The sequence below is a fragment of the Streptomyces coryli genome, assembly GCF_011044975.1.
Classification (GTDB): domain Bacteria; phylum Actinomycetota; class Actinomycetes; order Streptomycetales; family Streptomycetaceae; genus Streptomyces; species Streptomyces coryli.
The window spans coordinates 75,700-101,036 of the sequence record NZ_JAAKZV010000005.1 but is presented as its reverse complement, the minus strand read 5'-3'; the positions used below and the strand labels follow the sequence as shown (position 1 = coordinate 101,036).

Annotated in this window: 26 protein-coding genes and 2 pseudogenes; 13 read left to right on the top strand and 15 right to left on the bottom strand. The window is 71.0% G+C overall.

The window, feature by feature from the left end; translation table 11 throughout:
- Positions 1–168: pseudogene (locus tag G5C51_RS42790) on the top strand (GNAT family N-acetyltransferase); the annotation flags it as partial.
- Between the two features lie 51 nt (positions 169–219).
- On the opposite strand, the gene G5C51_RS02925 reads toward G5C51_RS42790, so the two are convergent.
- Complete coding sequence (locus G5C51_RS02925; RefSeq protein WP_165231006.1) at positions 220–1,158, bottom strand: serine/threonine dehydratase; 939 nt, start codon at positions 1,156–1,158, stop codon at positions 220–222.
- Between the two features lie 73 nt (positions 1,159–1,231).
- Here G5C51_RS02925 and G5C51_RS02920 point away from each other — a divergent pair, with 73 nt between their 5' ends.
- Positions 1,232–2,152 carry a LysR family transcriptional regulator gene (locus tag G5C51_RS02920; RefSeq protein WP_165231003.1) on the top strand — a complete coding sequence of 307 codons (921 nt, stop codon included), beginning with the start codon at positions 1,232–1,234 and terminating at the stop codon, positions 2,150–2,152.
- Positions 2,153–2,165: 13 nt separating this feature from the next.
- Here the strand turns inward: G5C51_RS02920 and G5C51_RS02915 are convergent, their stop codons facing one another.
- Entirely contained in the window at positions 2,166–2,594 is a 429-nt protein-coding gene (locus G5C51_RS02915; RefSeq protein WP_165231000.1) for an ATP-binding protein, read from the bottom strand.
- Between the two features lie 210 nt (positions 2,595–2,804).
- On the opposite strand from G5C51_RS02915, the gene G5C51_RS02910 reads away from it, so the two are divergent.
- Positions 2,805–3,665 carry a helix-turn-helix domain-containing protein gene (locus G5C51_RS02910; protein WP_165230997.1) on the top strand — a complete coding sequence of 287 codons (861 nt, stop codon included), beginning with the start codon at positions 2,805–2,807 and terminating at the stop codon, positions 3,663–3,665.
- Positions 3,666–3,674: 9 nt separating this feature from the next.
- A complete protein-coding gene (locus G5C51_RS02905; protein ID WP_165230994.1) occupies positions 3,675–3,908 on the top strand; it encodes a DUF397 domain-containing protein in 234 nt (77 codons plus the stop codon).
- Here the strand turns inward: G5C51_RS02905 and G5C51_RS02900 are convergent.
- The gene (locus tag G5C51_RS02900) at positions 3,895–5,055 is read right to left on the bottom strand and encodes an 8-amino-7-oxononanoate synthase (protein ID WP_165230991.1); all 1,161 of its coding nucleotides are present in this window, start codon (positions 5,053–5,055) and stop codon (positions 3,895–3,897) included. The two genes, G5C51_RS02905 and G5C51_RS02900, sit on opposite strands and share 14 nt — an antisense overlap.
- A 120-nt stretch (positions 5,056–5,175) precedes the next feature.
- Between G5C51_RS02900 and bioB the strand changes: the two genes are divergently transcribed.
- Genes bioB through bioD form a run of 3 tightly spaced genes read left to right on the top strand, consistent with a single transcriptional unit; the run spans position 5,176 to position 8,262 of the window.
- Complete coding sequence (bioB, locus tag G5C51_RS02895; protein ID WP_165230988.1) at positions 5,176–6,240, top strand: biotin synthase BioB; 1,065 nt, start codon at positions 5,176–5,178, stop codon at positions 6,238–6,240.
- A complete protein-coding gene (locus G5C51_RS02890) occupies positions 6,233–7,537 on the top strand; it encodes an adenosylmethionine--8-amino-7-oxononanoate transaminase (RefSeq protein WP_165230984.1) in 1,305 nt (434 codons plus the stop codon). The genes bioB and G5C51_RS02890 overlap by 8 nt, the downstream gene beginning before the upstream one ends.
- 2 nt (positions 7,538–7,539) lie before the next feature.
- Positions 7,540–8,262, top strand: coding sequence for a dethiobiotin synthase (gene bioD, locus G5C51_RS02885; protein WP_165230981.1), 723 nt, complete (start codon positions 7,540–7,542; stop codon positions 8,260–8,262).
- A 4-nt stretch (positions 8,263–8,266) separates the two neighbouring features.
- Here the strand turns inward: bioD and G5C51_RS02880 are convergent, their stop codons facing one another.
- The 3 genes from G5C51_RS02880 to G5C51_RS02870 all read right to left on the bottom strand — a co-directional run bounded on the left by G5C51_RS02880 (position 8,267) and on the right by G5C51_RS02870 (position 10,262).
- Complete coding sequence (locus tag G5C51_RS02880) at positions 8,267–8,569, bottom strand: hypothetical protein (RefSeq protein WP_165230978.1); 303 nt, start codon at positions 8,567–8,569, stop codon at positions 8,267–8,269.
- Positions 8,566–9,396, bottom strand: a complete 831-nt coding sequence (locus G5C51_RS02875) for a phytanoyl-CoA dioxygenase family protein (protein ID WP_240929339.1) — start codon at positions 9,394–9,396, stop codon at positions 8,566–8,568. Before G5C51_RS02875 ends, G5C51_RS02880 begins: the two co-directional genes overlap by 4 nt.
- 65 nt (positions 9,397–9,461) lie before the next feature.
- Complete coding sequence (locus G5C51_RS02870) at positions 9,462–10,262, bottom strand: helix-turn-helix transcriptional regulator (RefSeq protein WP_165230975.1); 801 nt, start codon at positions 10,260–10,262, stop codon at positions 9,462–9,464.
- Positions 10,263–10,347: 85 nt separating this feature from the next.
- Between G5C51_RS02870 and G5C51_RS02865 the strand changes: the two genes are divergently transcribed.
- A complete protein-coding gene (locus G5C51_RS02865; protein WP_165230972.1) occupies positions 10,348–11,004 on the top strand; it encodes a class I SAM-dependent methyltransferase in 657 nt (218 codons plus the stop codon).
- Between the two features lie 4 nt (positions 11,005–11,008).
- Here the strand turns inward: G5C51_RS02865 and G5C51_RS02860 are convergent, their stop codons facing one another.
- Positions 11,009–11,539 carry a DinB family protein gene (locus tag G5C51_RS02860; protein WP_206313337.1) on the bottom strand — a complete coding sequence of 177 codons (531 nt, stop codon included), beginning with the start codon at positions 11,537–11,539 and terminating at the stop codon, positions 11,009–11,011.
- A 5-nt stretch (positions 11,540–11,544) separates the two neighbouring features.
- Positions 11,545–12,066: a DinB family protein gene (locus G5C51_RS02855; protein WP_165230969.1), complete on the bottom strand. Its 522-nt coding sequence runs from the start codon at positions 12,064–12,066 to the stop codon at positions 11,545–11,547.
- A 173-nt stretch (positions 12,067–12,239) separates the two neighbouring features.
- Between G5C51_RS02855 and G5C51_RS02850 the strand changes: the two genes are divergently transcribed.
- Both G5C51_RS02850 and G5C51_RS02845 read left to right on the top strand, forming a co-directional pair.
- Positions 12,240–13,022: an ATP-binding cassette domain-containing protein gene (locus G5C51_RS02850; RefSeq protein ID WP_165230966.1), complete on the top strand. Its 783-nt coding sequence runs from the start codon at positions 12,240–12,242 to the stop codon at positions 13,020–13,022.
- Positions 13,023–13,029: 7 nt separating this feature from the next.
- Positions 13,030–15,600, top strand: coding sequence for an ABC transporter permease (locus G5C51_RS02845; protein WP_165230963.1), 2,571 nt, complete (start codon positions 13,030–13,032; stop codon positions 15,598–15,600).
- Positions 15,601–15,669: 69 nt separating this feature from the next.
- Here G5C51_RS02845 and G5C51_RS02840 read toward each other — a convergent pair whose 3' ends face one another.
- Positions 15,670–16,695, bottom strand: a complete 1,026-nt coding sequence (locus G5C51_RS02840) for a hypothetical protein (protein WP_206313335.1) — start codon at positions 16,693–16,695, stop codon at positions 15,670–15,672.
- A gap of 557 nt (positions 16,696–17,252) precedes the next feature.
- On the opposite strand from G5C51_RS02840, the gene G5C51_RS02835 reads away from it, so the two are divergent.
- The gene (locus tag G5C51_RS02835; RefSeq protein ID WP_165230960.1) at positions 17,253–18,224 is read left to right on the top strand and encodes a PP2C family protein-serine/threonine phosphatase; all 972 of its coding nucleotides are present in this window, start codon (positions 17,253–17,255) and stop codon (positions 18,222–18,224) included.
- 110 nt (positions 18,225–18,334) lie between these two features.
- On the opposite strand, the gene G5C51_RS02830 is transcribed toward G5C51_RS02835, so the two are convergent.
- Positions 18,335–19,153 carry a COG1361 family protein gene (locus G5C51_RS02830; protein WP_165230957.1) on the bottom strand — a complete coding sequence of 273 codons (819 nt, stop codon included), beginning with the start codon at positions 19,151–19,153 and terminating at the stop codon, positions 18,335–18,337.
- Positions 19,154–19,384: 231 nt separating this feature from the next.
- Between G5C51_RS02830 and G5C51_RS43950 the strand changes: the two are divergent.
- Both G5C51_RS43950 and G5C51_RS43945 read left to right on the top strand, forming a co-directional pair.
- Positions 19,385–19,795: pseudogene (locus tag G5C51_RS43950) on the top strand (hypothetical protein); the annotation flags it as partial.
- 136 nt (positions 19,796–19,931) lie between these two features.
- Positions 19,932–20,816, top strand: coding sequence for a family 20 glycosylhydrolase (locus G5C51_RS43945; protein ID WP_338117992.1), 885 nt, complete (start codon positions 19,932–19,934; stop codon positions 20,814–20,816).
- 24 nt (positions 20,817–20,840) lie between these two features.
- Here G5C51_RS43945 and G5C51_RS02820 read toward each other — a convergent pair whose 3' ends face one another.
- The 5 genes from G5C51_RS02820 to G5C51_RS02800 all read right to left on the bottom strand — a co-directional run bounded on the left by G5C51_RS02820 (position 20,841) and on the right by G5C51_RS02800 (position 25,326).
- Positions 20,841–21,701 carry a cytochrome c oxidase assembly protein gene (locus G5C51_RS02820; protein WP_240929337.1) on the bottom strand — a complete coding sequence of 287 codons (861 nt, stop codon included), beginning with the start codon at positions 21,699–21,701 and terminating at the stop codon, positions 20,841–20,843.
- Entirely contained in the window at positions 21,698–22,261 is a 564-nt protein-coding gene (locus G5C51_RS02815) for a DUF2243 domain-containing protein (protein ID WP_165230954.1), read from the bottom strand. Before G5C51_RS02815 ends, G5C51_RS02820 begins: the two co-directional genes overlap by 4 nt.
- Before the next feature lie 112 nt (positions 22,262–22,373).
- Positions 22,374–23,201 carry an aldo/keto reductase gene (locus G5C51_RS02810; protein WP_165230951.1) on the bottom strand — a complete coding sequence of 276 codons (828 nt, stop codon included), beginning with the start codon at positions 23,199–23,201 and terminating at the stop codon, positions 22,374–22,376.
- 47 nt (positions 23,202–23,248) lie between these two features.
- On the bottom strand, positions 23,249–24,664 hold the full coding sequence (locus G5C51_RS02805; RefSeq protein ID WP_165230948.1) for an NAD-dependent succinate-semialdehyde dehydrogenase: 1,416 nt from the start codon (positions 24,662–24,664) through the stop codon (positions 23,249–23,251).
- Positions 24,665–24,783: 119 nt separating this feature from the next.
- Entirely contained in the window at positions 24,784–25,326 is a 543-nt protein-coding gene (locus tag G5C51_RS02800) for a nitrobindin family protein (protein ID WP_165230945.1), read from the bottom strand.
- Between the last annotated feature and the right edge of the window lie 11 nt (positions 25,327–25,337).

Sequence of the window (25,337 nt, the reverse complement as noted above, 5' to 3'; positions counted from 1 at the left end):
CAGGGGGCCGGGCTGGGGCGGCGGTTGGCGGCGGCCGCCCGGCGGCTGGTGCCGGACGGCGCGCCGCTGTGGGCGCAGATCGCGCCGGGGAACGCGGCCAGCGTGCGGGCCTTTCTCGCCGCCGGGTTCAGGCCGGTCGGCGCGGAGGCGCTGCTGACGGCCGGCTGATCAGGCCAGGCCCGACGGGTCGGCGCGGAGGCGCTGCTGACGGCCGGTTGATCAGGTCAGGCCGGACGGGTCGGCGTTGGCGCCGCACAGGACCACCGCGATGCGCTCGCCGGGCTGGGGGTCGTACGCGCCGTGGGTGAGGGCCGCGTATGCGGTGGCGGCGGCGTTCTCCACCGCGATGCGGTGGTCCGCCCAGAGGGTGCGGCGGGCGGCCGCGATCGCTTCGTCCGGGACCAGGACCGAGCGGGTGCCGGGGTGCTGCGCCCAGGTCAGGGCGTCCTGCGAGACGCGGGGAGCGCCGAGGGCGTCGGCGGCGATGGAGTCGGGGACGACGTCGACGATCTTGCCCGCCTCCAGCGCGGCATGCAGGGCGCGGGAGCCCTCCGGCTCGACGGCGACGACGCGGATGCCGAGGTGGTCGGCGGCTGCCGCGACGCCGGCGTAGAGCCCGCCGCCGCCGACCGAGACGATCACGGTGTCGATGCCGTCGGGCACCGCGGCCGCCAGCTCCGGGAGGAGGGTGCCGGCGCCGGCCGACACGAGGGGGTTGTCGTAGGCGTGGGCGACGAGGGCGCCGGAGGAGGCGGCGTAGGCGCGGGACGCCTCGAGCGCCTCGCCGTACAGCGCTCCCTCCAGGCGGACGTCGGCGCCGTAGCGGCGCAGGCCCGCCACCTTCACCGCCGGGGTGGTCTCGGGCACGAAGACATGCGCCTCGATGCCGTGCCGGGCGGTGGCCCAGGCACAGGCCAGGCCGGCATTGCCACCGGACGCGATCACCACGCCCGCCTCGGGCAGCGCGCCCTGCTCGGCATGCGCGGCAAGGAAGTTGGCCTGACCGCGGGCCTTGAAGGTGCCGGTGTGCTGCAGGAATTCCAGGGCGAAGTGCAGCCCCTCGCCGACGGGGGCCACGGTCAGCGGCCTGACCTGCCCGGCGATGCGCGCGGCGGCGCTCTTCACGTCGGTGTGCGCGACGGTGTGTGACGTCTCCATGGGATCAGGGTGCCGTACCCGGACCCCCGTAAGGTATTGGGGATTTCCTGGGTCTGCCTTAAGGGTTTCTTTTATGTACGATCCGCAGCGCCTGGCCGCGCTCGTCGCCGTTGCCGAGGCCGGTTCAATTACGCGGGCGGCCGAGCGGCTCGGGTATACCGCGCCCGCGCTGTCGCAGCAGCTCGCGAAGCTGGAGCGGGAAGCGGGGGCCGCGTTGCTCGTACGCCACCACCGGGGCACCACGCTCACCGCCGCCGGTGAGCTGCTGCTGGCCCGGGCGCGGCGCGTACTGGATGAGCTGGACCGGGCGCGGCTGGAGCTGGCCGAGTTGAGTGGGCTCAGTGGTGGGCGGCTGCGGGTCGGGTCGTTCATGACGGCCGGGACGCATTTGCTGCCGCCCGTGCTGAGCGCGTTCCGCCGTGATCATCCCGATGTGCAGCTCTCCGTCGTCGAGTACGAGCCGCCGCTCGGTGTCGCGGCGGTGGCGCGCGGGGAGGCGGACCTGGCGTTGACGCACACGTACGAGCCGGCGCCCGCGGCTACGGCACAGCAGCCGCCCGCCGGGGTGGCCGTCGAGCCGCTGCTGACCGAGGAGCTGGTGGTCGTCAGTGCACCCGGGCATGCGCTGACGGCCGGCACCGGGCGGCTGCCGATGGCCGGTCTCGCCGGGCAGCCGCTGGTGGCCTGCGCCCCGGAGAACACCAGCCGCAGCGCCGTCGAGGCGCATCTCGTCGCGGCAGGGGCGCGGGTGGCCGTGCGCTGCGACACCCCCGGCTATGTGCTCGTCTGCGCGCTGGTCAGCGCGGGGCTCGGGGTGGCGGTGGTGCCGGAGATGATGGCGCGGCTGGCCGTCACGCCGATCGCGACGCGGCGCCTCGATCCGCCGGCGCTGAAGCGGACGATCGGGGTGGCGTACCGGGAAGGCGAGGCGAATGCGGCGGCGCAGTCGCTGCGGGCGCTGCTGCGCGGGACGTTCGGCAGGTCGCAGCAGTAGGGGGCCGGCGGCCTCAGGCCACCGGCGTCTTCCACGGCAGCGCGATCCACACCGTCTTGCCGCCGTCCGCTGTCGGCTTGACCGTCAGCCGGCCGCCGGCCTCGGCCATCAGCCAGCGGATGATGACCATGCCGCGGCCGTTGTCCTGCTGCACCGCGGCCGGCAGCCGCTGCGGCCAGCGGGGGTGGCTGTCGGTGACGCCGATCCGCAGCGCCTCGTCGCGCTCCAGCTCCACCTTCACCGTGAAGACGGGCGACTGCCCGAAAGTGTGCTGAATGGCGTTGGTGGCCAGCTCGGAGACGATCAGGCGTACCGTGTCACGGGTCTCGGCCTCTTCCGGCACGCCCCACTCGGTCAGCACTTCGGTGACATATCTGCGGGCCGCGGTGACCGACGCCGGATCGCTCGGCAGAGTGACTGATGCTTCCTGATGATCCGCCATGGCCGCGCCCGTCCCTTTCCCGCCCCGGGGCCGGACTCCGACGCTTTGTGCGGGTAGAAGTCGAGGACGACCACGGGTGGTTGCTGCGCGACAGCCTGCCACCGAAGTGCCCTGGCCCGTGGCCGATCTCACAGGATCTGCATATATCTGTCCCTCGAAGCGGTGAAGTCTGCTACGGCCGACCGTATTCGGGGGGCACACTGGTGCGGCATGCGGCACGGTCCAGCGGTGCGCCGGCGCAAGCTCGGCGAAGAGTTACGACGACAGCGAGCCCTGGCCGGGCTCACCAGCGGCGAGGCGGCCGGACGGGTCGGCTGGCATCAGTCGAAGGTCAGCCGGATCGAGACGGGGCGCAGCGCCGCCAAGCCGGCGGACGTCGTGCTGCTCCTTGACGCCTACCGGGTGCGCGATCTCGAACTGCGGCAGCTGCTGCTGGCGCTGGCCGAGGGGGTGGCGTCAGGGCCGCGGATCTGGTGGAGCTCGTACCGCGATCTACTGCCGCCCGCCTACCGGGACTTCATCAGCCTGGAGGCGGAGGCGACCGGCATGCGCACGCTGGAGACCACGGTGGTGCCCGGCCTGCTGCAGACGCCGGATTACGCGCGCTGCGTGACCTCGGCGGCGCTCGGCAGCGCGGCCCGGGGCCGCCAGGTCGAGGCGCTGGTGGATGTGCGGCTGGCGCGGCAGACGGTGCTGCACGGCAGCCGGCCGCTGCTGCTGCACGCGGTGCTGGACGAGGCGGTGTTGCGCCGGAAGGTGGGCGGGCCCGAGGTGATGGCGGAGCAGCTGCGGCATCTCGTGGAGGTGGGGAGACTGCCCCATGTGCGGCTGCAGGTGCTGCCGTTCGACAGCGGCGTGCACATTGGGGTTACAGGGCCTTTCGTTATCTTCTCTTTTTCGCACGGAGCCGACCTGGATGTGGTGGTTCTCGACCACTTGACGAGTACTCTCTACCTCGAACGGAAAGAAGACCTGAGGGCGTACGGGGAGGCCTTCACCACACTGGAGGCGGGCGCCCTACCGCACGACGCGTCACTGGAATTGATCGCCGCCATAAGCGCACGAGCGTGAGGAGGCACCATGACCGCCCCGTCCCGGTACATCCCCAGCACCGCAGCTCCACCCGGCGCCCGCTGGGTGCGCAGCAGCTATTCGACAGGCGCCAACAACTGCGTGGAGACCACCCGCACGGTCTCCGGGTCGCTCGCCGTCCGCGACTCGAAGAACCCGGCGGGTGGCACGCTCGTCTTCACCGCGCAGGCGTGGACGTCGTTCACCGCGGCAGTCAAGACCGGCGAAATCACCGACTGCTAGCGGGCGCGGTGCGCACCACCGTCGTCACCGCCCGCTCCACCTGACCGTCCGTGAGATCCGCGCGCGCGGTCAGCCGCAGGCGGGAGATGCCGTCCGGCACCGACGGCGGACGGAAGCAACCGACCGCGAGGCCGGCGTCCCGGCAGTCCGCGGCCCACCGGACCGCGGACCCCGGGGTCGGCGCAGGCACGGAGACCACGGCCGCCTGCGGTCGTACGGGCGCGAACCCGGCGGCTGTCAGGCCGCCGTGCAGCGCCTCCGCCACGGCGCGGACGCGGGTCGCCCGCCGCGGTTCGCGGGCGAGCAGCCGCAGCGCCGCCAGGGCGCCGGCCGCCGCGGCCGGGGCCAGGCCCGTATCGAAGATGAAGGTGCGCGCGGTGTTGAGCAGATGCTCGATCACCGGCGCCGGGCCGAGCACGGCGCCGCCCTGGCTGCCGAGGGACTTCGACAGCGTCACGGTCGCGACGACACCCGGATCGCCCGCCAGGCCCGCGGCATGCAGCGTGCCGCGGCCGCCCTCCCCCAGCACACCGAGGCCGTGGGCGTCGTCGGCGAGGAGCGCCGCTCCGTGCGTACGGCAGACGGCGGCGAGCTCGGGCAGCGGAGCCGTATCGCCGTCGACGGAGAAAACGGCGTCGGTGACGACGAGGGTGCGGCCGTCGTGGCCGGTCAGGGCCTTGTCGACGGCCTCCGGGTCGGCGTGCGGGGCGACGTCGACCGCGGCGCGGGAGAGCCGGCAGCCGTCGATGAGGGAGGCGTGATTGCCCGCGTCGGAGACCACCAGGCTGCCGCGGCCGGTGAGTGCGGTGACGGCGGCGAGATTGGCGGCGTACCCGGAGGAGAAGACGAGCGCGGCCTCGAAGCCGGTGAAGGCGGCGAGCTCCGCCTCGAGTTCGGCGTGCAGCTGCGTGGTGCCGGAGACCAGGCGGGAGCCGGTGGCGCCCGCGCCCCAACGGCGGGCGGCTTCGGCGGCCGCGCCCGTGACCTCGGGGTGCGCGGAAAGACCCAGGTAGTCGTTGCCCGCCAGGTCGAGCAGGTCGCTGTCCGCGGGGCGCGGGCGCAGGGTGCGGACGAGACCGGCGCGGCGCCGGGCGGCGGCCGCCTCGTCGATCCAGGCGAAGGGTGTGGGCTGGGGGTCGCGGGGCATGTGCGCACCGTACGACGCCCGACCCGGCTCGCGCTGTGTGGCGAGGCACACACGCTTCGCGGCGAGCCTTGTGCGGTGTCTCATTGGCCGCCGGGCAGGTGGTGGGGAAGGATCACCGGCATGGACCTGCTGAAGACGCTGGTGGACAAAGGGCTGCGGCGCGAGCTGCCGAGCCGGGACGAGGCGCTCGCCGTACTGGCTACGCCGGACGACGACCTGCTGGACGTGGTGGCGGCCGCCGGCAAGGTGCGCCGGAAGTACTTCGGCCGCCGGGTGAAGCTGAACTATCTGGTCAACCTCAAGTCGGGCCTGTGCCCGGAGGACTGCGGCTACTGCTCGCAGCGGCTCGGCTCCAAGGCCGAGATCCTGAAGTACACCTGGCTGAAGCCCGGCGAGGCGGCCGCCGCGGCGGCCTCGGGCGTCGCCGGCGGCGCCAAGCGGGTGTGCCTGGTCGCCAGCGGCCGCGGGCCGACGGACCGGGACGTGGACCGGGTCGCCGACACCATCTCGGCGATCCGCGACGAGAACGAGGGCGTCGAGGTGTGCGCCTGCCTGGGCCTGCTCTCCGACGGCCAGGCCGACCGGCTGCGCGCGGCGGGCGCGGACGCGTACAACCACAACCTGAACACCTCGGAGGAGATGTACGGCGACATCTGCTCCACGCACGACTTCTCCGACCGGGTGCAGACGGTCAAGCAGGCCCAGGCGGCGGGCCTTTCGGCCTGCTCCGGGCTGATCGCCGGGATGGGTGAGAGCGACGCCGACCTGGTGGACGTCGCCTTCGCGCTACGGGAAATGGACCCGGACTCGGTGCCGGTGAACTTCCTGATCCCCTTCGAGGGCACGCCGCTGGCCAAGGAGTGGAACCTCACCCCGCAGCGGGCGATGAAGATCCTCGCCATGGTCCGCTTCGTCCACCCCGACGTCGAGGTCCGCATCGCCGGCGGCCGCGAGGTGCACCTGCGCAGCCTGCAGCCGCTCGCCCTGCACATCGCCAACTCCATCTTCCTCGGCGACTACCTGACCAGCGAGGGCCAGGCCGGCAAGGCCGACCTCGACATGATCGCGGACGCGGGCTTCGAGGTGGAGGGCCAGGAGACGACGACCCTGCCGGAGCACCGCGACGCGGAGCTGGTCGCGGTCCGCCGCCGCGGCGCCGGGACGGAGCTGCCACCGAATGCGTGACCCGCTTCCGCCGCGGCAGCTGCTGGAGCTCGACCGCGAGCACGTCTGGCACCCGTACGGGCCCATGCCCGGGCGGCAGCAGCCCCTGGTCGTCGAGTCGGCGGCCGGGGTGCGGCTGCGGCTCGCGGAGCCGGCGTACGGGCGTGACGAGCTCATCGACGGGATGTCGTCCTGGTGGTCGGCGATCCACGGCTACCGGCACCCGGCGCTGGACGAGGCCGCGCGCGATCAGCTGGACCGGATGAGCCATGTGATGTTCGGCGGCCTGACGCACGAGCCGGCGGTGGCGCTGGCGACGCGGCTGGTGGAGATCACGCCGGAGCCGCTGCGGCACGTCTTCCTCGCCGACTCCGGGTCGGTGTCGGTCGAGGTCGCGGCGAAGATGTGCCTGCAGTACTGGCGTTCGCGGGGGCGGCCGGGCAAGCGGCGGCTGATGACGTGGCGCGGCGGCTATCACGGGGACACGTGGCAGCCGATGAGCGTGTGCGATCCGGACGGCGGCATGCACCATCTGTGGGGTGGCGTGCTGCCTCAGCAGGTGTTCGCGGACGCGCCGCCGGGGGGCTTCGCGGATGCGGTGGACCCGGCGTACGCGGACCATCTGCGGGAGACGGTGGCGCGGCATGCGGATGAGCTGGCCGCGGTGATCGTCGAACCGGTGGTGCAGGGCGCGGGCGGGATGCGCTTCCACTCCCCCGGCTATCTGCGGGTGCTGCGGGAGGCGTGCGACGAGCACGATGTGCTGCTGGTCTTCGACGAGATCGCGACCGGATTCGGGCGTACGGGGGCGCTGTTCGCGGCGGATCATGCGCAGGTGTCGCCCGATGTGATGTGCCTGGGCAAGGCGCTGACCGGCGGCTATCTGACCATGGCGGCGACGCTGTGCACGAGTGAGGTCGCCGAAGGCATCTCGCGGGGCGAGGTGCCGGTGCTGGCGCATGGGCCGACGTTCATGGGCAATCCGCTGGCCGCGGCGGTGGCGTGCGCCTCCGTGGACCTGCTGACCGGGCAGGACTGGCAGGCCGAGGTGAAGCGGATCGAGGGCGGTCTCGCGGACGGCCTCGCCGGGGCGGCGGAGCTCCGCGGAGTGCGGGATGTGCGGGTGCTCGGGGCGATCGGTGTCGTACAGCTGGACCACGAGGTGGACATGGCGGCGGCATCGCGGGCGGCGGTTTCGGCCGGGGTGTGGCTGCGGCCGTTCCGGGATCTGATCTACACGATGCCGCCGTACGTGACGGGCGACGCGGATCTCGCGCGCGTCTGCGCGGCGGTGTGTGCGGCGGCGGAGGCTGGGTGAGCATGGGCGTCACGTTTGTCAGCGGTACGGGTACGGAGATCGGCAAGACCGTGGTGACGGCGGCGCTGGCCGCGGTCGCGGTGGCCGCGGGGCGGTCGGTGGCCGTGCTGAAGGCGGCGCAGACCGGGGTCGCGCCTGGGGAGCCCGGCGATGTCGCGGAGGTGGCTCGCCTCGCCGGGTCCGTAACGGGAGTGGAGCTGGCGCGCTATCCGGAGCCGCTCGCGCCGGGGACGGCTGCCCGGCGGTGCGGGCTGGCGCCCGTACGGCCCGGGGAGGTGGCGGAGGCGGCGGAGAAGCTGGCGGCCGCGCACGACCTGGTGCTGGTCGAGGGGGCCGGTGGGCTGCTGGTGCGATACGACGCCGACGGGGGGACGCTCGCTGATGCGGCGGCGCTTGTCGGTGCGCCCGTCATCGTCGTGGCGGCGGCCGGGCTCGGCACGCTCAACGTCACGGAGCTGACGACCGAGGCGCTGCGATCGCGGGGCATCGAATGCCCTGGCGTGGTCGTCGGGTCGTGGCCGGGTGAGCCGGATCTGGCGGCGCGGTGCAATGTGGCGGACCTGCCGGAGGTGGCGGCGGTGCCGCTGCTGGGGGCGGTGCCTTCGGGGTCCGGCGGGCTGGTGCCGTCGGAATTTCGCGCAGCCGCGTCGGGGTGGCTGGCGCCGCGGCTCGGCGGTGGGTGGGATGCGCGGGACTTTGCGGCGCGGTGGGCGCCGCCGGGCTGACCGGTCACGCCGGCTCCCGTAGATCCACGATCCTCTCGAAGAAGCACTCGTGCTTGAGGAAGGACGTGTCGTACTCGTGGCCCCGGGCGGGCGGGATCAGCTGCGCGACCTGGATCAGCCGCCAGCCGTCGAGGAGGGCGGCGACGCCCGTCGGGTACGGCGGTTCGTCGCTGTCCCCCGCCGTCGGGGTGGTGCGGCCGGTCCCGTCGTAGCGCGACCAGGCGACGACCGGCGAGTCGAGGGCGGAGGTCGACAGGTACAGCACCAGCAGCTGCTGCCTCAGTGCGGTCGTCGTGGGTGCGGTCATACGGCAGCCTCCTGAGGGCGGTTGGCGGTCCTGGTCACCCAGTGCTCGATGTCGAAGGTGTCGTCGCCGGTGAGCTCGCGCCAAAGCAGCGCGCGGTTGTACCGCTCGAGCCGGCCCGACGCCTGCTCGTACCAAGGGAAGTGCGTGTCGAGCTCGGCGTGCACCTCCGGGTCGTGCAGGTCCGAGGTGTCCCACAGGAGCCGCTGTCGCACCCGGGGATTGAAGCGGATCTTGAACATGTAGCGGCGGCTGTCGCTGTCGTTGCGCCGGCCGCCGTGCCAGAGTCCGTGGTGCAGGAACACCACGGTGCCGGCCGGACAGACGAGCCGGTCCTGGCCGCGCAGGTTCTGGTAGCGGCCGGTGTCGGACTCGTTGGTGCGCCGCAGATGGCTGCCGGGCACGCTGAGGGTGCCGCCCATTTCGAGGGTCACCTGCTGCGGGTAGTACATGAGCTGGACGTCGAAGGCGTCCGGTCGTACGTCGATGATGGCGTCCGCGTGCAGTGGCTGGGCCTCACCGCCGTGCGGTTCGCGGATGTGCACGGCGTGGTGGTCGACCGTCGGCTCCGGGCCCACCAGGCTTCGCAACGCACCGGCCACCTGCGGCAGTTCGAGCAGCCGGCGGGGGAACGAGCCCGGCTTGAAGGCCTGGCTCACCGGCGTACCGTACGGCACCGGCGGCACTCCGTCATCGAGGACGGGCAGCGCCTCGGCGTTCATCTCCGGCGGGACCACCGCGTCGAGGCGGACCGAACCGCGCGCTACGAAGCGGGCCATCTGCACCGAACTGAGCAGAGCTTCGGGGATGTCTGTCTCGGCTTCTTCCATGCGTCCAAGCTAGGAGCGGCGGTGTCGGATCGCGTGGGTCGCGTTCACCGTCCACTGGTCGATTCTCACCTTCGGGCGGCCCCGGCTCTGATGGCGCGCGGGGAGGCGCCCAGCTCCCGGTGGCACGCTTTGTTGAACGCCTGCAGGTCCGGGATGCCGACGGTGGCGGCGACCGCGGCAATGGACAGGGTGCTGGCCCGCAGCAGGTGCCGGGCCTGCGTCATTCTGCGGGTGCGGATATAGCCGATCACCGTCTGCCCGGTGGCGGCCCGGAACAGGCGGGTCAGGTGGTTGTGGGAGACCCCTGTCTCCTTGGCGATCCCGGACACGGTCAGCGGCCGGGCGAGCCGCGCCTCGATCAGGGCCACCGCGGCAGCCACCGCCGGATGAGTGCCGTGCGCCGTCCGGTCGCGGGGCGGCTCGAGCTCGGCCACCCGCCACAGCGCCGCCCACACCTCGGCGACCGCCCGCCCGGGCGTCTGCGGCCAGGCGGAGAGGGCCTTCCGCAACTGCCGGTCCAGCTCGGTGACATGCACCCCGGCGTGCTGCACCGCCGCCACCTCGCGCGGTGCGCCGCCCGCGCCGAGCCGGAGATGGACGTAGAGGTGCTCCGAGCGACCGCGATAGCGGTAGCGCACCGGCGTTCCGGGTGGCACCAGGCTGACGCTGCCGGGGCGGATGGTGTGCTCGACCCCGCCGACGGTCAGGTCGGCCTCGTAGTCGTAGAGGTGGAACTGCCAGAGGTCCGGCAGCAGGAACTCGTCCACGTGGCCCGCCGGGCCGTGCACGCCGATGCCGATGGCTTCCGGGGCCGGCGGGGTGTCGAGTCGTACGACAGCCGTTCCTGCGGCCGGGAGTTCAGACACGTCCAGCGCCCTGCCGCAGATACGGATGCATCCCGCCGTGCGCACGGCACAATCGCCGTAGCACTGTCGTCGGAGGGACACCCCAATGCCCGGCCGCAGCAAAACCCCGCGAGACGCCGTGCACCACCCGCTCTTCGCCCGCTTTTACGCCAGGATGAGCCCCCGCGCGGAAGTGGGCGCCGGTCTCGGCGCCCACCGGGACCGGCTCCTCGACGGCCTCACCGGCCGCGTCATCGAGATCGGCGCCGGCAACGGCCTCAGCTTCGCGCATTACCCGGGCACCGTCTCCGAGGTCGTCGCGATCGAACCGGAGCGCCGCCTCCGCCGCCTCGCCTCCGACGCGGCCCTGCGCGCCGACATTCCCGTGGACGTCGTGCCCGGCACCGCCGAAGCGCTGCCCGTCAAGAGCGAGGCCTTCGACGCCGCCGTGGCGTCGCTCGTGCTCTGCTCCGTGCGCGACGTCGACCGGACCCTCGGCGAGCTCCGCCGCGTCCTGCGCCCGGGCGGGGAGCTGCGGTTCTTCGAGCACGTGCGGTCGGACCGGCCGGTGACCCGCGCCGCCCAGTGGACCGTCGACCACACCTTCTGGCCCCTGCTCCTCGGCGGCTGCCACACCTCCCGCGACGCGATCGCCGCCATCACCCGCGCCGGCTTCGAGATCGGCCCGTACGACCACGTCAAGGTGCCCTTCAACGGGCCGGCGGCCGGTCACGTCCTGGGCGTCGCCCACAAGCCCGGCTGACGGCTCACTCCCCCGTCACGCCGTCGATCGCCTGCCGGATCATGTCCGCGTGCCCGTTGTGCCGCGCATACTCCTCGATCATGTGCAGGTACAGGCAGCGCACGCTCATCGTCTGCCGCTCGACTCGCCCGAACGTGAACGTGTCGTCGAGTTCGTATCCCGCCATCACCGCATCGCACGCGGCGACCTCGTCCCGGTACGCGGCGAAGTCCGCCTCCGCCGCCGACGCGTCGAGATCCTCGTAATCCGCGTCGGGCCGCTCCGCCGTCGAGTAGAGCTTCGGCACGTCCTCGCCCGCGACGTCCTGCCGGAACCAGCTCCGCTCCACCTTCGTCAGGTGCCGCACCAGCCCGTGCAGGGTGAGATTCGACGTCGGTACGGCAGCCGTGCCGAGCTGCTCGGCGGTCAGGCCCTCGCACTTGAGCAGGAGCGTGTCGCGGTGCCAGTTCAGATAGTCCTGCAGCATCGCCCGCTCGGGCCCGACCAGCGGGCCCTCCTGGCGGTCGATCTTCGGTGCGGTCCAGGAAATAGTCATGGCGGTCAGTCTCCCGTAACCCCGTCGACGCGCTCGCGCACCAGGTCGGCGTGACCGTTGTGGCGCGCGTACTCCTCGATCATGTGGATGTAGACCCAGCGCAGGCTGCGCGTCGACCCGCCCAGCGGGTCCACGAAGGTCTCCTCCAGATCGCGGTCGGCGACGGCCGCGTCGCAGGCCACGAGCTCCGCCCGGTACACCGCGAAGTCCGCCTCGGCGTCGGCCGACGCCACGTCGTCGAACTCCGCATCCTGATTGTCGTCCGTGATGTAGAGGTCCTTCACATCCTCGCCCGCGAAACGGATCCGGAACCAGCTGCGCTCCACCAGCGCCAGGTGCCGCACCAGGCCGAGCAGCGTCAGCCCCGACGGCGGCACGCTGGCCTGCTTCAGCTGCTCGGCCGTCAGGCCCCTGCACTTCTGCAGCAGCGTGTCGCGGTGGAAGTCCAGCCAGCCCTGCAGCATCGTGCGCTCGTCGCCGACGTACGGCTCGGTCCTGCGGTCGATCACCGGTGCGGTCCATGTCATGGGCCGGGAGCCTATGCGGCGGCGATCTGCGTGTCATCCCGGTTTATGTCATCCCCGGGTACGAGAGGCGCCGCCGCCGGGAAGCCCTCGGAAGGATGCCGTGCGGGCCGCCCGCGGCCTACCCTCGGGCGCAGGCAGGGGAGTTGACCGTTCAACGCACCGGGGAGGCGGCCGTGTCCACACCGGCGGCGGCACAGGCAGACAGCGTCGCGGACGGGGCCCCGTTCGCGGCCCGGGCGACAGGGCTGACAAAGGCGTACGGGTCCGGCGAGACGGCGGTCATCGCCCTGGACGCCGTGGATGTGGAGATAGCGCGCGGCCGTTTCACGGCGGTGATGGGGCCCTCCGGCTCCGGGAAATCTACGCTGATGCACTGCCTGGCAGGGCTGGACTCCGTATCGGCGGGGCAGGTCTGGCTCGGGACCACCCAGATCACCGGGCTGAGCGAGCGGGAGCTGACGCGGCTGCGGCGCGACCGGGTCGGGTTCATGTTCCAGTCGTTCAATCTCCTGCCCACGCTCAATGCGCTGGAGAACATCACCCTCCCCATGGACATCGCCGGCCGGAAGGCCGACAAGGAGTGGCTGGACCGCGTCATCGACACGCTCGGCCTCGGCGACCGGCTCACCCACCGCCCGGCGCAGCTCTCCGGCGGGCAGCAGCAGCGGGTGGCGTGCGCGCGGGCGCTGGCCTCCCGCCCGGAGCTGATCTTCGCGGACGAGCCGACCGGGAATCTCGACTCCCGCTCCGGGCTCGAGGTGCTGTCCTTCCTCCGCGAGGCCGTGGACGCGCTCGGGCAGACCGTGGTGATGGTGACGCACGATCCGGGGGCCGCGGCGCATTCGGATCTGGTGCTGTTCCTCGGCGACGGGCGGATCGTCGACGAGATGCCGGATCCGACGGCCGAGGCCGTACTGGAACGGATGAAGCGCTTCGACGGGATCAGGAAGAGCTGAGCCGAGGATGCTCCGTGCGACGCTGCGCAGCTTCTTCGCGCACAAGGGGCGGATGCTCCTGTCCGCCCTCGCGGTTGTGCTGTCGGTGGCGTTCGTCTCCGGCAGCCTGATCTTCTCCGACACCGTCAACCGGACCTTCGACCGGCTCTTCAAGTCGACTGCCGCGGATGTGTCCGTGGGGCCGAAGGAGCGGTTCAACGAGGCGCAGGGGATCAGCTCAGGGCTGGTGCCGACCGTGCCCGCATCGCTCCGCGACAAGGTCGCCGCCGTGGACGGCGTCGCGGAGGCCCGGGTGCGGGTGCAGGTCGAGCGGGTGACGGTGGTCGATTCCCGTAACAAACCCGTCGGGCGCACGAACGGCCCGCCGACCATCGCCTCCAACTGGGACCCGGGGCCGAAGAGCGCCGTGGAGCTGCGCACCGGCGATGCCCCGCGCGGGCCGGGCGAGGCGCTGGTGGACCAGGACACCGCCGACCGTAAGAACATCGGGATCGGCGACCGGCTGAAGATCGTCGCCGGGCCCGGCAGCCATCAGGTGCGGGTGGTGGGCGTGGCCGCGTTCACCACCACCAACCCGGGCGCGACCCTCGTCTTCACCGATACGGACACGGCGCAGCGCAAGGTGCTCGGCAAGCCCGGGCAGGCGACCGCGATCGTCATCGACGCCGCCGAGGGGGTCGACGACGCGGCGCTGAAGAAGCGGGTGGCGGCCGCCGTCGGGTCCGGGTACACCGTGAAGACGGCGGACGAGCAGGCCAAGTCGGCCACCGAGGAGCTGGGTTCGTTCCTCGATGTGATCAAGTACGTGATGCTCGGCTTCGCGGGCGTGGCGGTGCTGGTCGGGGTCTTCCTCATCGTGAATACGTTCTCGATGCTGATCGCGCAGCGCACCCGCGAGCTCGGCCTGATGCGGGCGCTGGGCGCGGACCGGCGGCAGGTCCGCCGGTCGGTGCTGACCGAGGCGGTGCTGCTCGGGCTCGTCGGCGCGACGCTGGGCCTCGCGGCCGGGGTCGGGCTCGCGGCGGCGCTGATCGAGCTGATGAGCGCGCTGGGGATGAATCTGGACGCGGCCGAGATGACGGTCAAGGCCACCACCCCCGTCGCGGCCTACGTGGTCGGCCTCGGCGTGACCTTCGTGGCCGCCTATCTGCCCGCCCGCCGAGCCGCCCGGGTCTCCCCCATGGCGGCGCTCGCCGACCTGGAGATCGCCGGGACCGGCCGGCCGCTGCGCATCCGGGCCGTCGCGGGGACCTTGTTGGCGCTGGCGGGCGCGGCGGCCTTCGTCGGGTGCGTGCTGAGCACGGACACCTCGACCACGGCCGTCTATCTGCTGCTCGGGGTGGTGCTCACCCTGATCGCGATGGTGGTGGCCGGGCCGCTGCTGGTACGGCCCGTCATCCGCGCGCTCGGGGCGGCGTTCCCGCGGGTGTTCGGCCCGGTGGGGACGATGAGCCGGCAGAACGCGCTGCGCAATCCGCGCCGCACCGGCGCCACCGCCTCCGCGCTGATGGTGGGGCTCGCACTGGTCGGCGGCATGGCGGTGGCCGGGGCGTCGATGACGAAGTCCTTCGACGAGGAGATCGACCGCTCGCTGGGCGCCGATTTCGTTGTCCAGAACGACAACTTCGGGCCGTTCCCGAAGGAGATCAGCGAGCGGGTGCAGAAGGTCGACGGGGTCGGGCTGCTGGTGCGCCAGCGGTACGCGCCGCTGCGCATCACGCTGCCGGACGGCAGCAAGGTGCGTACCGCCGCGGGGGCCATGGACCCCGGTCTCGACAAGGTGGCCAAGCTCGAATACACGGCGGGCAGCACCAAGGCGGCGCTCGCCGACGGGAGCGTCGGCCTCGAGGCGAAGTACGCGCGCGAGCACGGCCTGCGGATCGGCTCGCGCCTGCCGGTGGAGTTCAGCACCGGCAAACGCACCGTGCTGACCGTCGCCGCCCTGAACAAGCGGGACTCCGCGAACGCCTTCGGCACCCAAGGCGGCTTCCTCATGGGCCTCGGCACCCTGGAGAAGCACCTCCCCGGCGCCCAGGACGCGGCGCTGTTCATCAACGCCGCCGACGGCACCGACCAGCAGCAGCTGCGCTCGCGCATCGACCGCGCGATGGAGGGCTTCCCCCAGGTCAAGGTCCGCGACCAGGCCGACCTGAAGGAGCTCGTACGGGAACAGATCGCGGTGCTGCTCTATCTCGTCTACGCGCTGCTCGGCCTCGCGATCATCATCGCGGTGCTGGGCGTGGTGAACACCCTCGCCCTGTCCGTGGTCGAGCGCACCCGCGAGATCGGGCTGCTGCGCGCGATCGGCCTGTCCCGGCGTCAGCTGCGCCGGATGATCCGCCTCGAGGCGGTGATGATCGCGGTGTTCGGCGCGCTGCTGGGCCTGGCCCTGGGTCTCGTCTGGGGCGGCGGCGTGCACGAGGTGCTGGCACTGCAGGGCATGCGAGCCTTCGCCGTGCCGTGGTGGACAGTGGTCGCGGTCATGGGCGGCTCGGTACTGGTGGGCCTGGCCGCCGCGCTACTACCCGCGCTCCGGGCATCGCGGCTGAACGTACTGGCGGCGATCGCTCACGAGTGAGCGGCGAGCGCTTGCCTGGTCCCACCTTCCGGCCCTCCGACACCTGTCGCGTCGGAGGGCCGGTGGAGGTCAGGAGACGTGGGTGACCTTGAGGGTGAGGGAGTAGTCGCCGTCGCCGTCGGTGAAGCGGCGGACCACGTTGAATGACGAGCCCACATTGGGGATCTGCTTCGCCACGACGCTGCCGGTGAAGACGAAGGTGTTGTCGGCGATGTGGTCGTCTTCCATGAAGCCGATCAGCCATTGGATGGTGGCGCCGACGCCGGCGACGACTGCGCCGACCCAGGCCGCGACCCCGGTGGCCACCAGGATCCCCGCGGCGGCCGCGAACGCCACCGCCACGCCCGCTCTGATCTCCGACGGGTCGCCCGAATCGTGCTCGAAGAGCGAGACCAGGGAGCCGATCTCGCCGGTCGGCAGCGCTTGGGCCGCGCAGTTCTGGCCCCAGATGCAGCCATCGGTGGAGGAGAAGGTGCGGGTCTCGCCGTTGTCGACGTCGTCGAAGACTCGGCTTTGGGTGGTGACGGCGATGCCGCCGCCGAGCGATCCGAAGATGAAATACGGTTCGTTGGCCGGGCCGAAGACACTGTCGGTCTGCCGGTCGGTGCAGTGGAATGAGCTGGCCTTGATGGTGTACCGGCCGGCGGCGGCCGCAGCGGCCGTGGGCTCATCGGACTCCAACGCCACCAGCATCGCGGCGGCGTGCTCGCGCAGCACAGAGCGCGACGGCAGCGGGAAGTCCGCCAGCGTCGCGGTCCCCTGGTGGATCGCGGGCACGTCGATCTGGGTGACGGTCGGCATGGCCAGCGTTGTCCGTACGAGATCCGGGGCGTCGCGGCCCAGATCGGCCAGGGTGTAGGACTGCTTGACGTCGAGCTGGGCGAATTTGGCGGGGAACAGCTCGTTGCGCAGATCCTGCGGAATCCGCTGGTCGACCTGTCCGTGGCTCTTGATCTGCGCGTCGGTGAAGCCGTTCTTGCGGAACGCGGTGACGATCGACTGCTCCAGATCGCTGAGCTTGGCGCCCTCGGCGTGCTTGGCGCAGCTGTGCAGGATCACGGCAAGCAGCCAGTTGCGGTCCTTGTTTCTGGCCAACTTCCGGCGTAGCGGTGCCCCACGGCCCCGGTTCTGCACCATGTCATCGAGAACGCGTTGCGCTGGTCGAGCCGGCATGAGCTGCCCCTCCCCTAGAGCCGGACCTCGTCTGCTGCAGGCCCGGTCGAGTCGAACGTCCTGCCGCTGCCCCGCGCTGTCAACGACGGCCATGCCCGGCTACGCCAATCGCACCCCTCGCGCCGAAGCTTGCGCTCATGACCGGGACGTATCCCCACCACACGCCGCGAACCGGGCATCAGCCGGGCGGGCGAGCTGGGGGCGTGACCTTAGGGGTGGATAGACAGGGCTCCTAGTGATGCGCGTCTCAGCTCTGCTGTGTGATGCCACACACAGTGCACGACCGCGGCACCTGGGTCGCCCAGCTTGGGGTACTGGCAAAGGGAGCAATTAGTATATTTGGGCTGAAGGGAGGTGGTGGCGCAGTGATCACCGCGGCGCATCGGGCTCACCTGGTTCTACACAGGCGCGCCCTCGCCCCCCTCCTGCTCGTCCCCCTCGCCGTGCTGCTGTGCCAGGTCACTCCTGGGTGGCTGCACATGGAGCCCGCCATCGGCGTCGTCCCGGTGGTCGCCGCCGCCACCACCGAGCTGTGGGTCACGGCCCTGGTCAGTGTGCTCGCCGTCCTCGCCACGGTGTGGATGGATGTCGTCCACCATCTGTGGGGGCGGGTGGACTCCGATGTGCTCCTCGTATCCATCGCAGCCGTCTGCGCGGCCAGCATCGCCGCCTGCGGGATCCGGCGGCGGCAGGAGAGAGAACTGCGCCAGGTGCGTGCCGTCGCCGAAGCGGCACAGGCAGCGCTGCTGCATCCGGTGCCGTCACGCATTGCCGGGACGGAGCTGCGTGCCGTCTATCTCGCGGCCGCTTCCGAGGCGCGGGTCGGCGGAGACTTCTTCGAGGCGCTGCACACGCAGTACGGGGTGCGGCTGCTTATCGGCGACGTGCGCGGCAAAGGGCTGCCGGCGGTCGGCGCCTCGGCCGCCCTGCTGGGGTGCTTTCGCGAGGCGGCACACCGGGAACAGTCACTCGCCGGCGTGGCGGAGCGGCTGGAGGAGAGCCTGACGCGACATGTGAAGCTCAGCTACGACGAGGAATTCAGCGAGCGGTTTGCGACCGCTCTGATGCTGGAGATCCCGGAGGGCGAGCCGTACGTGCGCATGGTGCATTGCGGGCACACCGAGCCGCTGCGCGTACGAAACGGCCGAGTGGAGACCGTACGGCCGCAGGCGCCAGGGGCCCCCGTCGGGCTGGGCGCGCTCTTCGGCACCGAGCATGTCGTACAGACGGTCGACTTCCGGGAGGGGGACCGTCTGCTGCTCTATACGGACGGGTTCATCGAATGCCGCAACCGCGACGGGCACTACCTCCCCCTCGCCCAGGAGACGGAGAATCTGGCCGGAGAGACGCTGGACCACCTGGTGCAAGGGCTGCGAGGTGCACTGCTGCGGCATGCGGGAGGACGCCAGCAGGACGACGCCGCACTGCTCGCTGTCGAGCGACGGCGGTAGCGCGAGCACTCCCCGCAGACACCGATGATCGAAGTCGATGAAATGCGACGGACGGCGTGTCGCCCTCCGACGGCGGAGGGCGACACGCTCACCCCCGGGCGCCAGGGGCGTTAGCCCTGGATGTTCAGTGCGCCGGGGCCGGAGAGGTTGTCCGTCTGGTCGCGTTCTACGTCGTTGACGTTGTCCGGAGCGATTACGGCGAGGCTGTAGACGACGCCGCGCGGTCCGCCGGGGATGAGCGTGAGCGGGATGCGCAGCTGACGCTCGGCGCCTGCGGGGATGGGGCGCAGATTGCACTGGACCACCTCGGGCAGCAGCGGGTCGGTCTCCGCCAGCTTCCGTGAACAGCCGGGTGGGAGCGGCTGCTTGTGGTCGGTGTTGACGTAGAAGGGCGTGACGAAGACGAGCTGTGCCGGCCCGTTCATGTCCGGTCCCTTGTTGCCGAAGGTGAAGGTGATGTCCCTGCCGCGCTGCGGGGACAGCGGTGGCACATCGATGGAGTGCCACAGATCGACTACATGTCCCTGGGGGACGGCAGGCGTCGGGCGGATGGACTGGATGATCGGCTGTGTCCAGTTGTCCGTGGGATCGGCATCCGAAGTCCCGACAGGGCGGGCCATGCCCATACCGAAGTTGGGTCCGACGAAGCGCGCCCTCTTGGTCATCGTCACCGGGAAGGTGACCTTCTTCTTCGCTCCGGCGGCGAGACGCGGGAGGGTGCAGGAGACGACTTGGGGGAGGTAAGGGTCGGCGTCGGCCAGCTTCATCCGACAGCCCCGCGGCAGGTCGGCCTTCTCGTTCACGTTGACATAGACGGGCGTTACGTAGGTGAGGCGGACCTTTTTCGCGGCGGCTTTGCCGGAGTTCTCGATGACCAGTGACTGGGTGCCTTTGCCGCCCGGTGCCATCTTCGTGGTGCTGCCGACCAAGGAGAGGTTGGGGGCTGCGGCGGCGCCTGCGGGCGCGGCTGCCCCCAGGGACGAAGACAGTACTGCGGCCGCTCCCCGGGACCTTTGCGCTATCTGGCGCCCAGCTCGACTCAGCGGGGATGCGACCAGAGACGCGCTCGCGTTCGGCCCAATGCAGCCGCGTCGGATGGCGGCCACCTATGCCTGGAGGAGGTGACCGAGCGGAGGACCAGAGGGTGTGAAGGAACCGTGATGTTTGTTCGTGTGTGGGCCGGCAGGAGGCGGCTGTCTCGCTTGGGGCGCATCCCTCTCCTGGTGGCCGGTGCCGTAGCCGTAATTGGCCTCGGCGCGTTGGCAGTCTCCACCGAGCAGCCGGACCACGACGATCAGTTGGCGCAAACCGGCCTCGACCAAAAGCAGCAGCCGCCTGCGCCGCGCACCGTGCCGGCCGTCCGCTCCTTCGAGCCGGCTGACGGTCCCGGGTGGCGGCCGGTGCCCGGCACTCGGGTGATCACCGCCGAGAAATCATTGGGCGACGAGGCCCGGCTACTGGCCCGCGACCTTGACGTACGGCACCAGGCCACCGGCGACACCGCTGAGGAGCGCCAACCCGGGCCAGGGGATGTACTCCTCCGGCTCGGCCCGGACCAACACGGCGGTCGCGAGGCGTACCGCATCACCGTGCACGACGGCGCCGTCACCGTCACCGGCGGCGACGACGCTGCAGGCGCTGCGTGGTGGCGGTGGGCTACCCGCAGGACAGATCGCAGACCGGCCGGACCGGGCACAGCGCGGGCTCATGGTCGACACCGCCCGCAAGCACTTCAGCGCCGACTGGCTCCTGGCCCGCCTGGACGAGATGGCCGACCTGAAACTCAACCAACTCGGCCTGCACTTCTCCGACGACCAGGCGTTCCGCATCGAAAGCGACAAGCACCCCGAGATCGACTCACCCGGACATCTGGGCGCGGTACTCAAGGCGCACCCGGGACTGCAGCTGAAGAGCGGCGATGGAACACGGCTGCCGGGCGCGATCGACGTATCCAAGCCGGCCGCCGCCGACCTGACCGATGACCTGCTGGACGAATTCGCCCCGCTCTTTCCCGGAACACGCTGGCACCTCGGCGGCGACGAATACCTGGCACTGCAGGACGCCGACCCCGAGGCCCACTTCCCGCACCTCGCCGCCGCCGCCCGCGAACGCCACGGTCCCCGCGCCAAGGTGGCAGACCTGACCGCCGGCTGGCTCAACGACCGCGCGGACAGGCTGCGCGCTCACGGCAAGAAGACCACGGCGTGGAACGACGGATTCGTACCCGGCGCCGCCGTCCGGCCGGACGCCGACCGCCAGGTCGAGTACTGGACCGGGAAAGAAATCGGCGCGCTCACACCGGAACCCTTTCTGAAGCAGGGCCGCAAGGTAATCAACACCCACGACGAGTACCTCTATTACGTGCTCGGCGAGCCCAACGACTTCGACTACCCCACCGGAAAGCGGATCTACCACGTGCCTGGCGCCCGCCTCGCCGTCTGGTGCGATCAGGCCCGGGCACAGAGCGCACAGCAAGTAGCCCGCGGCATTCGACTTCCGCTCGCGGCATTGGCGCAGAAAGTCTGGTCCCCCAGCAAGCCTCCGCAATCCTGGGAAGAATTCCGTACGCTCACCGACCAGGTCTCCGAATGAGCGTTGACAGCCTGCAACAACCCCTCACCAATTGGATGTTGTCGTGCCGACCGGCCGCGACAACCGAGGCGTTCGCGTGCCGCGGGTGGCCGGCCGGCGTTGGTGGGCGGGGCGCCAGGTGGCGACCAGGGCTACCGCCAGCAGCAGTTCGGCGATGTCGCCGCCGTAGTACATGATCTCCGCGCCGCCCTGGACCTGGTGGATGGGGGCGTGGATGTTGACCCAGAAGCCGCCGTACATCAGCTGGGAGATCAGCGCGTGCCCCGCGATGGCGGTCCCGAGGTAGACCAGGCGGGCGCGCACGCCGGGACGGGCGGGCGCTGGATCGGGTCCGGCGATGACGTAGGCGAACAGGCAGCCGGACAGCAGGAAGTGGGTGTGCAGCAGCCAGTGCGCTGCCGGGTTGCTCATGGTCGCGTTGTAGAGGGGGGTGAAGTAGAGCACCGCGAGGCTGCCCGTGGACAGCGCCAGCGCCACCGCCGGGTGGACGAGCACGCGGGCAGGTGGGCTGTGCAGTACGGCGGTCAGCTGTCGCCCTCGGGCTGCGGGCAGCGTGCGCAGCAGGAGGGTGATGGGGGCGGCGAGGACGAGCGCGAGAGGCGCGTACATGCCGATGAGCAGGTGCTGGGCCATGTGACCGCGGAAGTCTTCGTGCGCGAACGGGGCCAGGGGCGGCAGCAGCGCTACGCCGAGTAGGGCAGCGCCTGCCAGGAAGCCGGTGGTCCGCCACCGATTCCAGCCCACGGCCGGATTACGGCGGCACGCCCGGCGGGCGAGCAGCAGGTAGGCACCGCAGGCGATCACCAGGACGAGGGCGGGCAGCAGTGTCTCCAGGACACTGCTGCCCGCGGCGTGCTCGTGCGCCGGCATGTCATGGCCCGTCATCCGGGCCGGTTCGCCTGCCGGTCGGCCGGAGCGTTGGGGTCGAAGGGCTGGCCACTGCGCTGTAGCAGGTAGCCGCCGGCGACCAGCAGGGCCCCGAACACGAGGAAGCCGATGTCCCACCAGACCTGGCCGTCTCCGGCGTAGACATGGTGGATACCCAGGATGTGGTGGTCCAGGGCGCCTTCGACGAGATTGAACAGGCCCCAGCCGACGAGCGTCCAGCCCCACAGCACTCGGGAGGTCCACACCCGCCTGCGGTTGTGGGTCACCCGCGAGTAGAGGATGGAGAGGCCGCACAGGACCGCCAGCCAGCACACGGTGTGGAAAATCCCGTCCCAGACGGTGTTCATCTCCAGGCCGGAGACCGTGTGGGGGTTGTAGTACTTCACCCCGATGTGATCTTGGTTGGTGCTGGTGAGCATGTGGTGCCACTGCAGCAGCTGATGCAGCAGGATGCCGTCGACGAATCCGCCCAGCCCGACGCCGAGCACGATGCCCGGCAACTGGATGCTCCTCGGTTGGGAGAGACCGGCCTGCGTCCCGCCCAAGGTGGTGGCCATCCCCTGTCTCCATTCCTGTCCCCGGCGTCACCTGGAAGATTCCTCAGCAACAGGTTCCCCGCTCCACAGCACTGACGCGCGCGCAGGTCCTCCATCCGGGCTGTGGGCTTCCTCAGCCGTTGAACTGGTCCGGATCGGGTCCGTGGCGTTCGTCGCGGTTCAGGGCGGAGATCTCGCCGATGTCGCTCTCGGTGAGGTCGAAGTCGAAGAGGTCGGCGTTCTCCTGGATGCGGTGAGGCGTCGCCGACTTGGGGAAGACGATGTCGCCACGCTGGAGGTGCCAGCGCAGCGTGACCTGTGCCGGTGTCTTTCCGGTCCGCTCCGCGATACGCGTGATGGCCGGGTCGCTCAGCACCTTGCCCCGCGCAATGGGCGACCAGGCTTCCGTGGCGATCCCGTGCTCGGCGTTGAAGGCGCGCACGGTCTCCTGCGTCAGGTAGGGGTGCACCTCGATCTGGTTGACCGCGGGTACCACCACGCTGTTGTCGAGGAGCCGGCGCAGGTGGTGCGGCTGGAAGTTGGAGACCCCGATGGACTTGACCCGTCCCGAACGGTAGATCTCCTCCATGGCCTTCCACGTCTCGACGAAGTCGCCGACGCCGGGCAGCGGCCAGTGGACGAGGAAGAGATCCAGGTAGTCGAGTCCGAGATCCGCCATCGTGCCGTCGAACGCGCGGAGGGCGTCGTCATACGCGTGGGCGGCGTTGTGCAGCTTGCTGGTCACGAAGACGTCCGCACGGTCGAGGCCGGACTCCTGGACCGCCTGGCCGACCTCCTTCTCGTTGCCGTACATCTCTGCGGTGTCGATGTGCCGGTAGCCGGTCTGCAGAGCCGCCAGCGTTGCCTCGCGGACGTCTTCCGCCGGGATCTGGTAGGTGCCGAAGCCCAGTTGGGGGATCTTCACACCGTTGTTCAGGGTGATGTCAGGTATTGCGTGCATGGTTTCTCTTCGTTGTCGTTGTTACGGGTGGGGTAGGCCGCGGTCGCTCAGCCGGCGATCCCGCTCAGCTCCGCGTCGGGCGGCAGGATCCGGACCAGCTTCCGATTGACGAATTCCCGCATGCCGAGCTCCGAGAGCTCCCTGCCGTAGCCGGAGCGCTTGATGCCGCCGAACGGAAGGTCGGGCTGCGTCGACGTCGGGTGGTTCACCCAGACCATGCCGGACTCCACCCGCTCCGCGACGCGTCGACCCCGCTCCACGTCCGCGCAGAAGACGGACCCACCGAGGCCGAACTCACTGTCGTTGGCAAGGGCCACCGCCTCGTCCTCGTCCGCCACCCGGTAGATCACGGCGGCCGGGCCGAAGAGCTCCTCGGCGTAAGCGCGCATCCCGGGCTTGACGCCGGTGAGAATGGTCGGCTGGACGAAGGCGCCCTGCCGGTCGATCCGGTCGCCGCCGAGGATGAGTTCCGCGCCCTCGTCCACGGCCTCGCGGATCTGGTCCGCCAGGCCGGCGGCCGCCCGCTCGGACGAGAGCGGCCCCAGCGTGGTGGCCTCGTCCGAGGGATCACCGGGTACGAGCGCCTCGAACGCGCGGCGCACGCCCGCCACGAACTCGTCGTAGACGTCCGCCAGCACGATGAACCGCTTCGACGCCACACAGCTCTGCCCGGTGTTCGCCATCCGCCCGGCGACCGCGGCGGCGACCGTGCGTTCCATGTTCTCGCCGTCGAGGACGATGAAGACGTCGCTCCCGCCCAGCTCCAGCAGGCTGGGCTTCATGTTCCGTCCGGCACGTTCGGCGACCTGGGCCCCCGCCCGCTCGCTGCCGGTGAGCGAGGCGCCGCGCACGATCGGGCTGTCGATGATGCGGGAGATCTCGTCGTGGCTCACGAACAGGTTGGTGTAGACCCCCTCGGGCGCTTCCGCGTCGCGGAACAGCGCCTCCAGCGCCAGTGCGGACTGCGGGCAAATGCCGGCGTGCTTGACCAGCACGGTGTTGCCCAGCACGAGATTGGGACCGGCGAAGCGGGCCACCTGGTAGAGCGGGAAGTTCCACGGCATGACACCGAGGAGGACGCCGAGGGGGTCGTTGGCGAGGTACGCCTCGCCCTCCTCGACCTCGAGGGGCTCGGGAGCGGCGAACTCCGGGCCTCGCTCCGCGTAGTAGCTGAGGATCGAAGCGGCGAGGTCCACTTCGCCGCGCGCCTCGGAGATCAGCTTGCCCATCTCCAGGGTGATGGTCTGCGCCAGATCCTCCTTGCGCTGCCTCATCAGCTCGGCGGCACGTCCTACCACGGCCGCTCGTTCCGCGATCGGGCGGTTCCGCCACTCCTCGAATGCCTGACCTGCGGTTTCCAAGGCCGCATCCACCTGAGCGCCCTCGATCTCCGGGAACTCGGCGAGCGTTTCGCCGGTGTAGGGATTGACGGTGGCGTACGAGCTCCGGCGCTGATCCGACATGGAATCTCCAGGACGAGGGACGAGGGTCTCAGTGGCGGAACCTTCCGTTCCGCCCTGTTTGCCGCGTAACCAGCCCTAAAGCATGCAAACGGACTAATATGCAGGCCGCCAAGACAGGATCAGCCCACTCGGTGCAGTCGCGCCGACAAGTGATGCTGCAACGGCTGGCCCACGGCGGCCAGTTCGTGCGTGAAGTCGAGCGTGTCGTCGTCCGTCAGCACATACCGCCGGCGGGTCGCCTCGACCTCCTTCGCCGTGGGCGTACGGGCCACCTCGTGGGTCGCGATATCCACCGCGCCATCGCCCGCCCGGCCCTCCGCCAGCTCCGCGATGCCGGTCGGCTGGGTGATCAGCGCTTCCACCCGGCCGTCGGGCTGCAGCCGCCACCACCCGCTCTCCCGTGCCGAGGGCCGCAGCGGCGCGCCGTCGGCGTCGATGAGCCAGGCGCGGGTCTCGTAATGCAGGAAGGGGCGCCCGTCGTGGCTGAAGGTGACCCGCTGCTCGTAGGCGAAGTCCGAGGCCAGGGTCGGGTATTCGCCGCGGCCGCGGCCCGCCCAGCTGCCGAGGAGGCCGAGGACGGGCGTGAGCAGTGCGTGCGGCGACGGCTGGTCGTCCGGGCGTACGGCGTCGGGATACGGGAGGCTTGCGGCGAGGTCGAACATGGGAGGCAGAC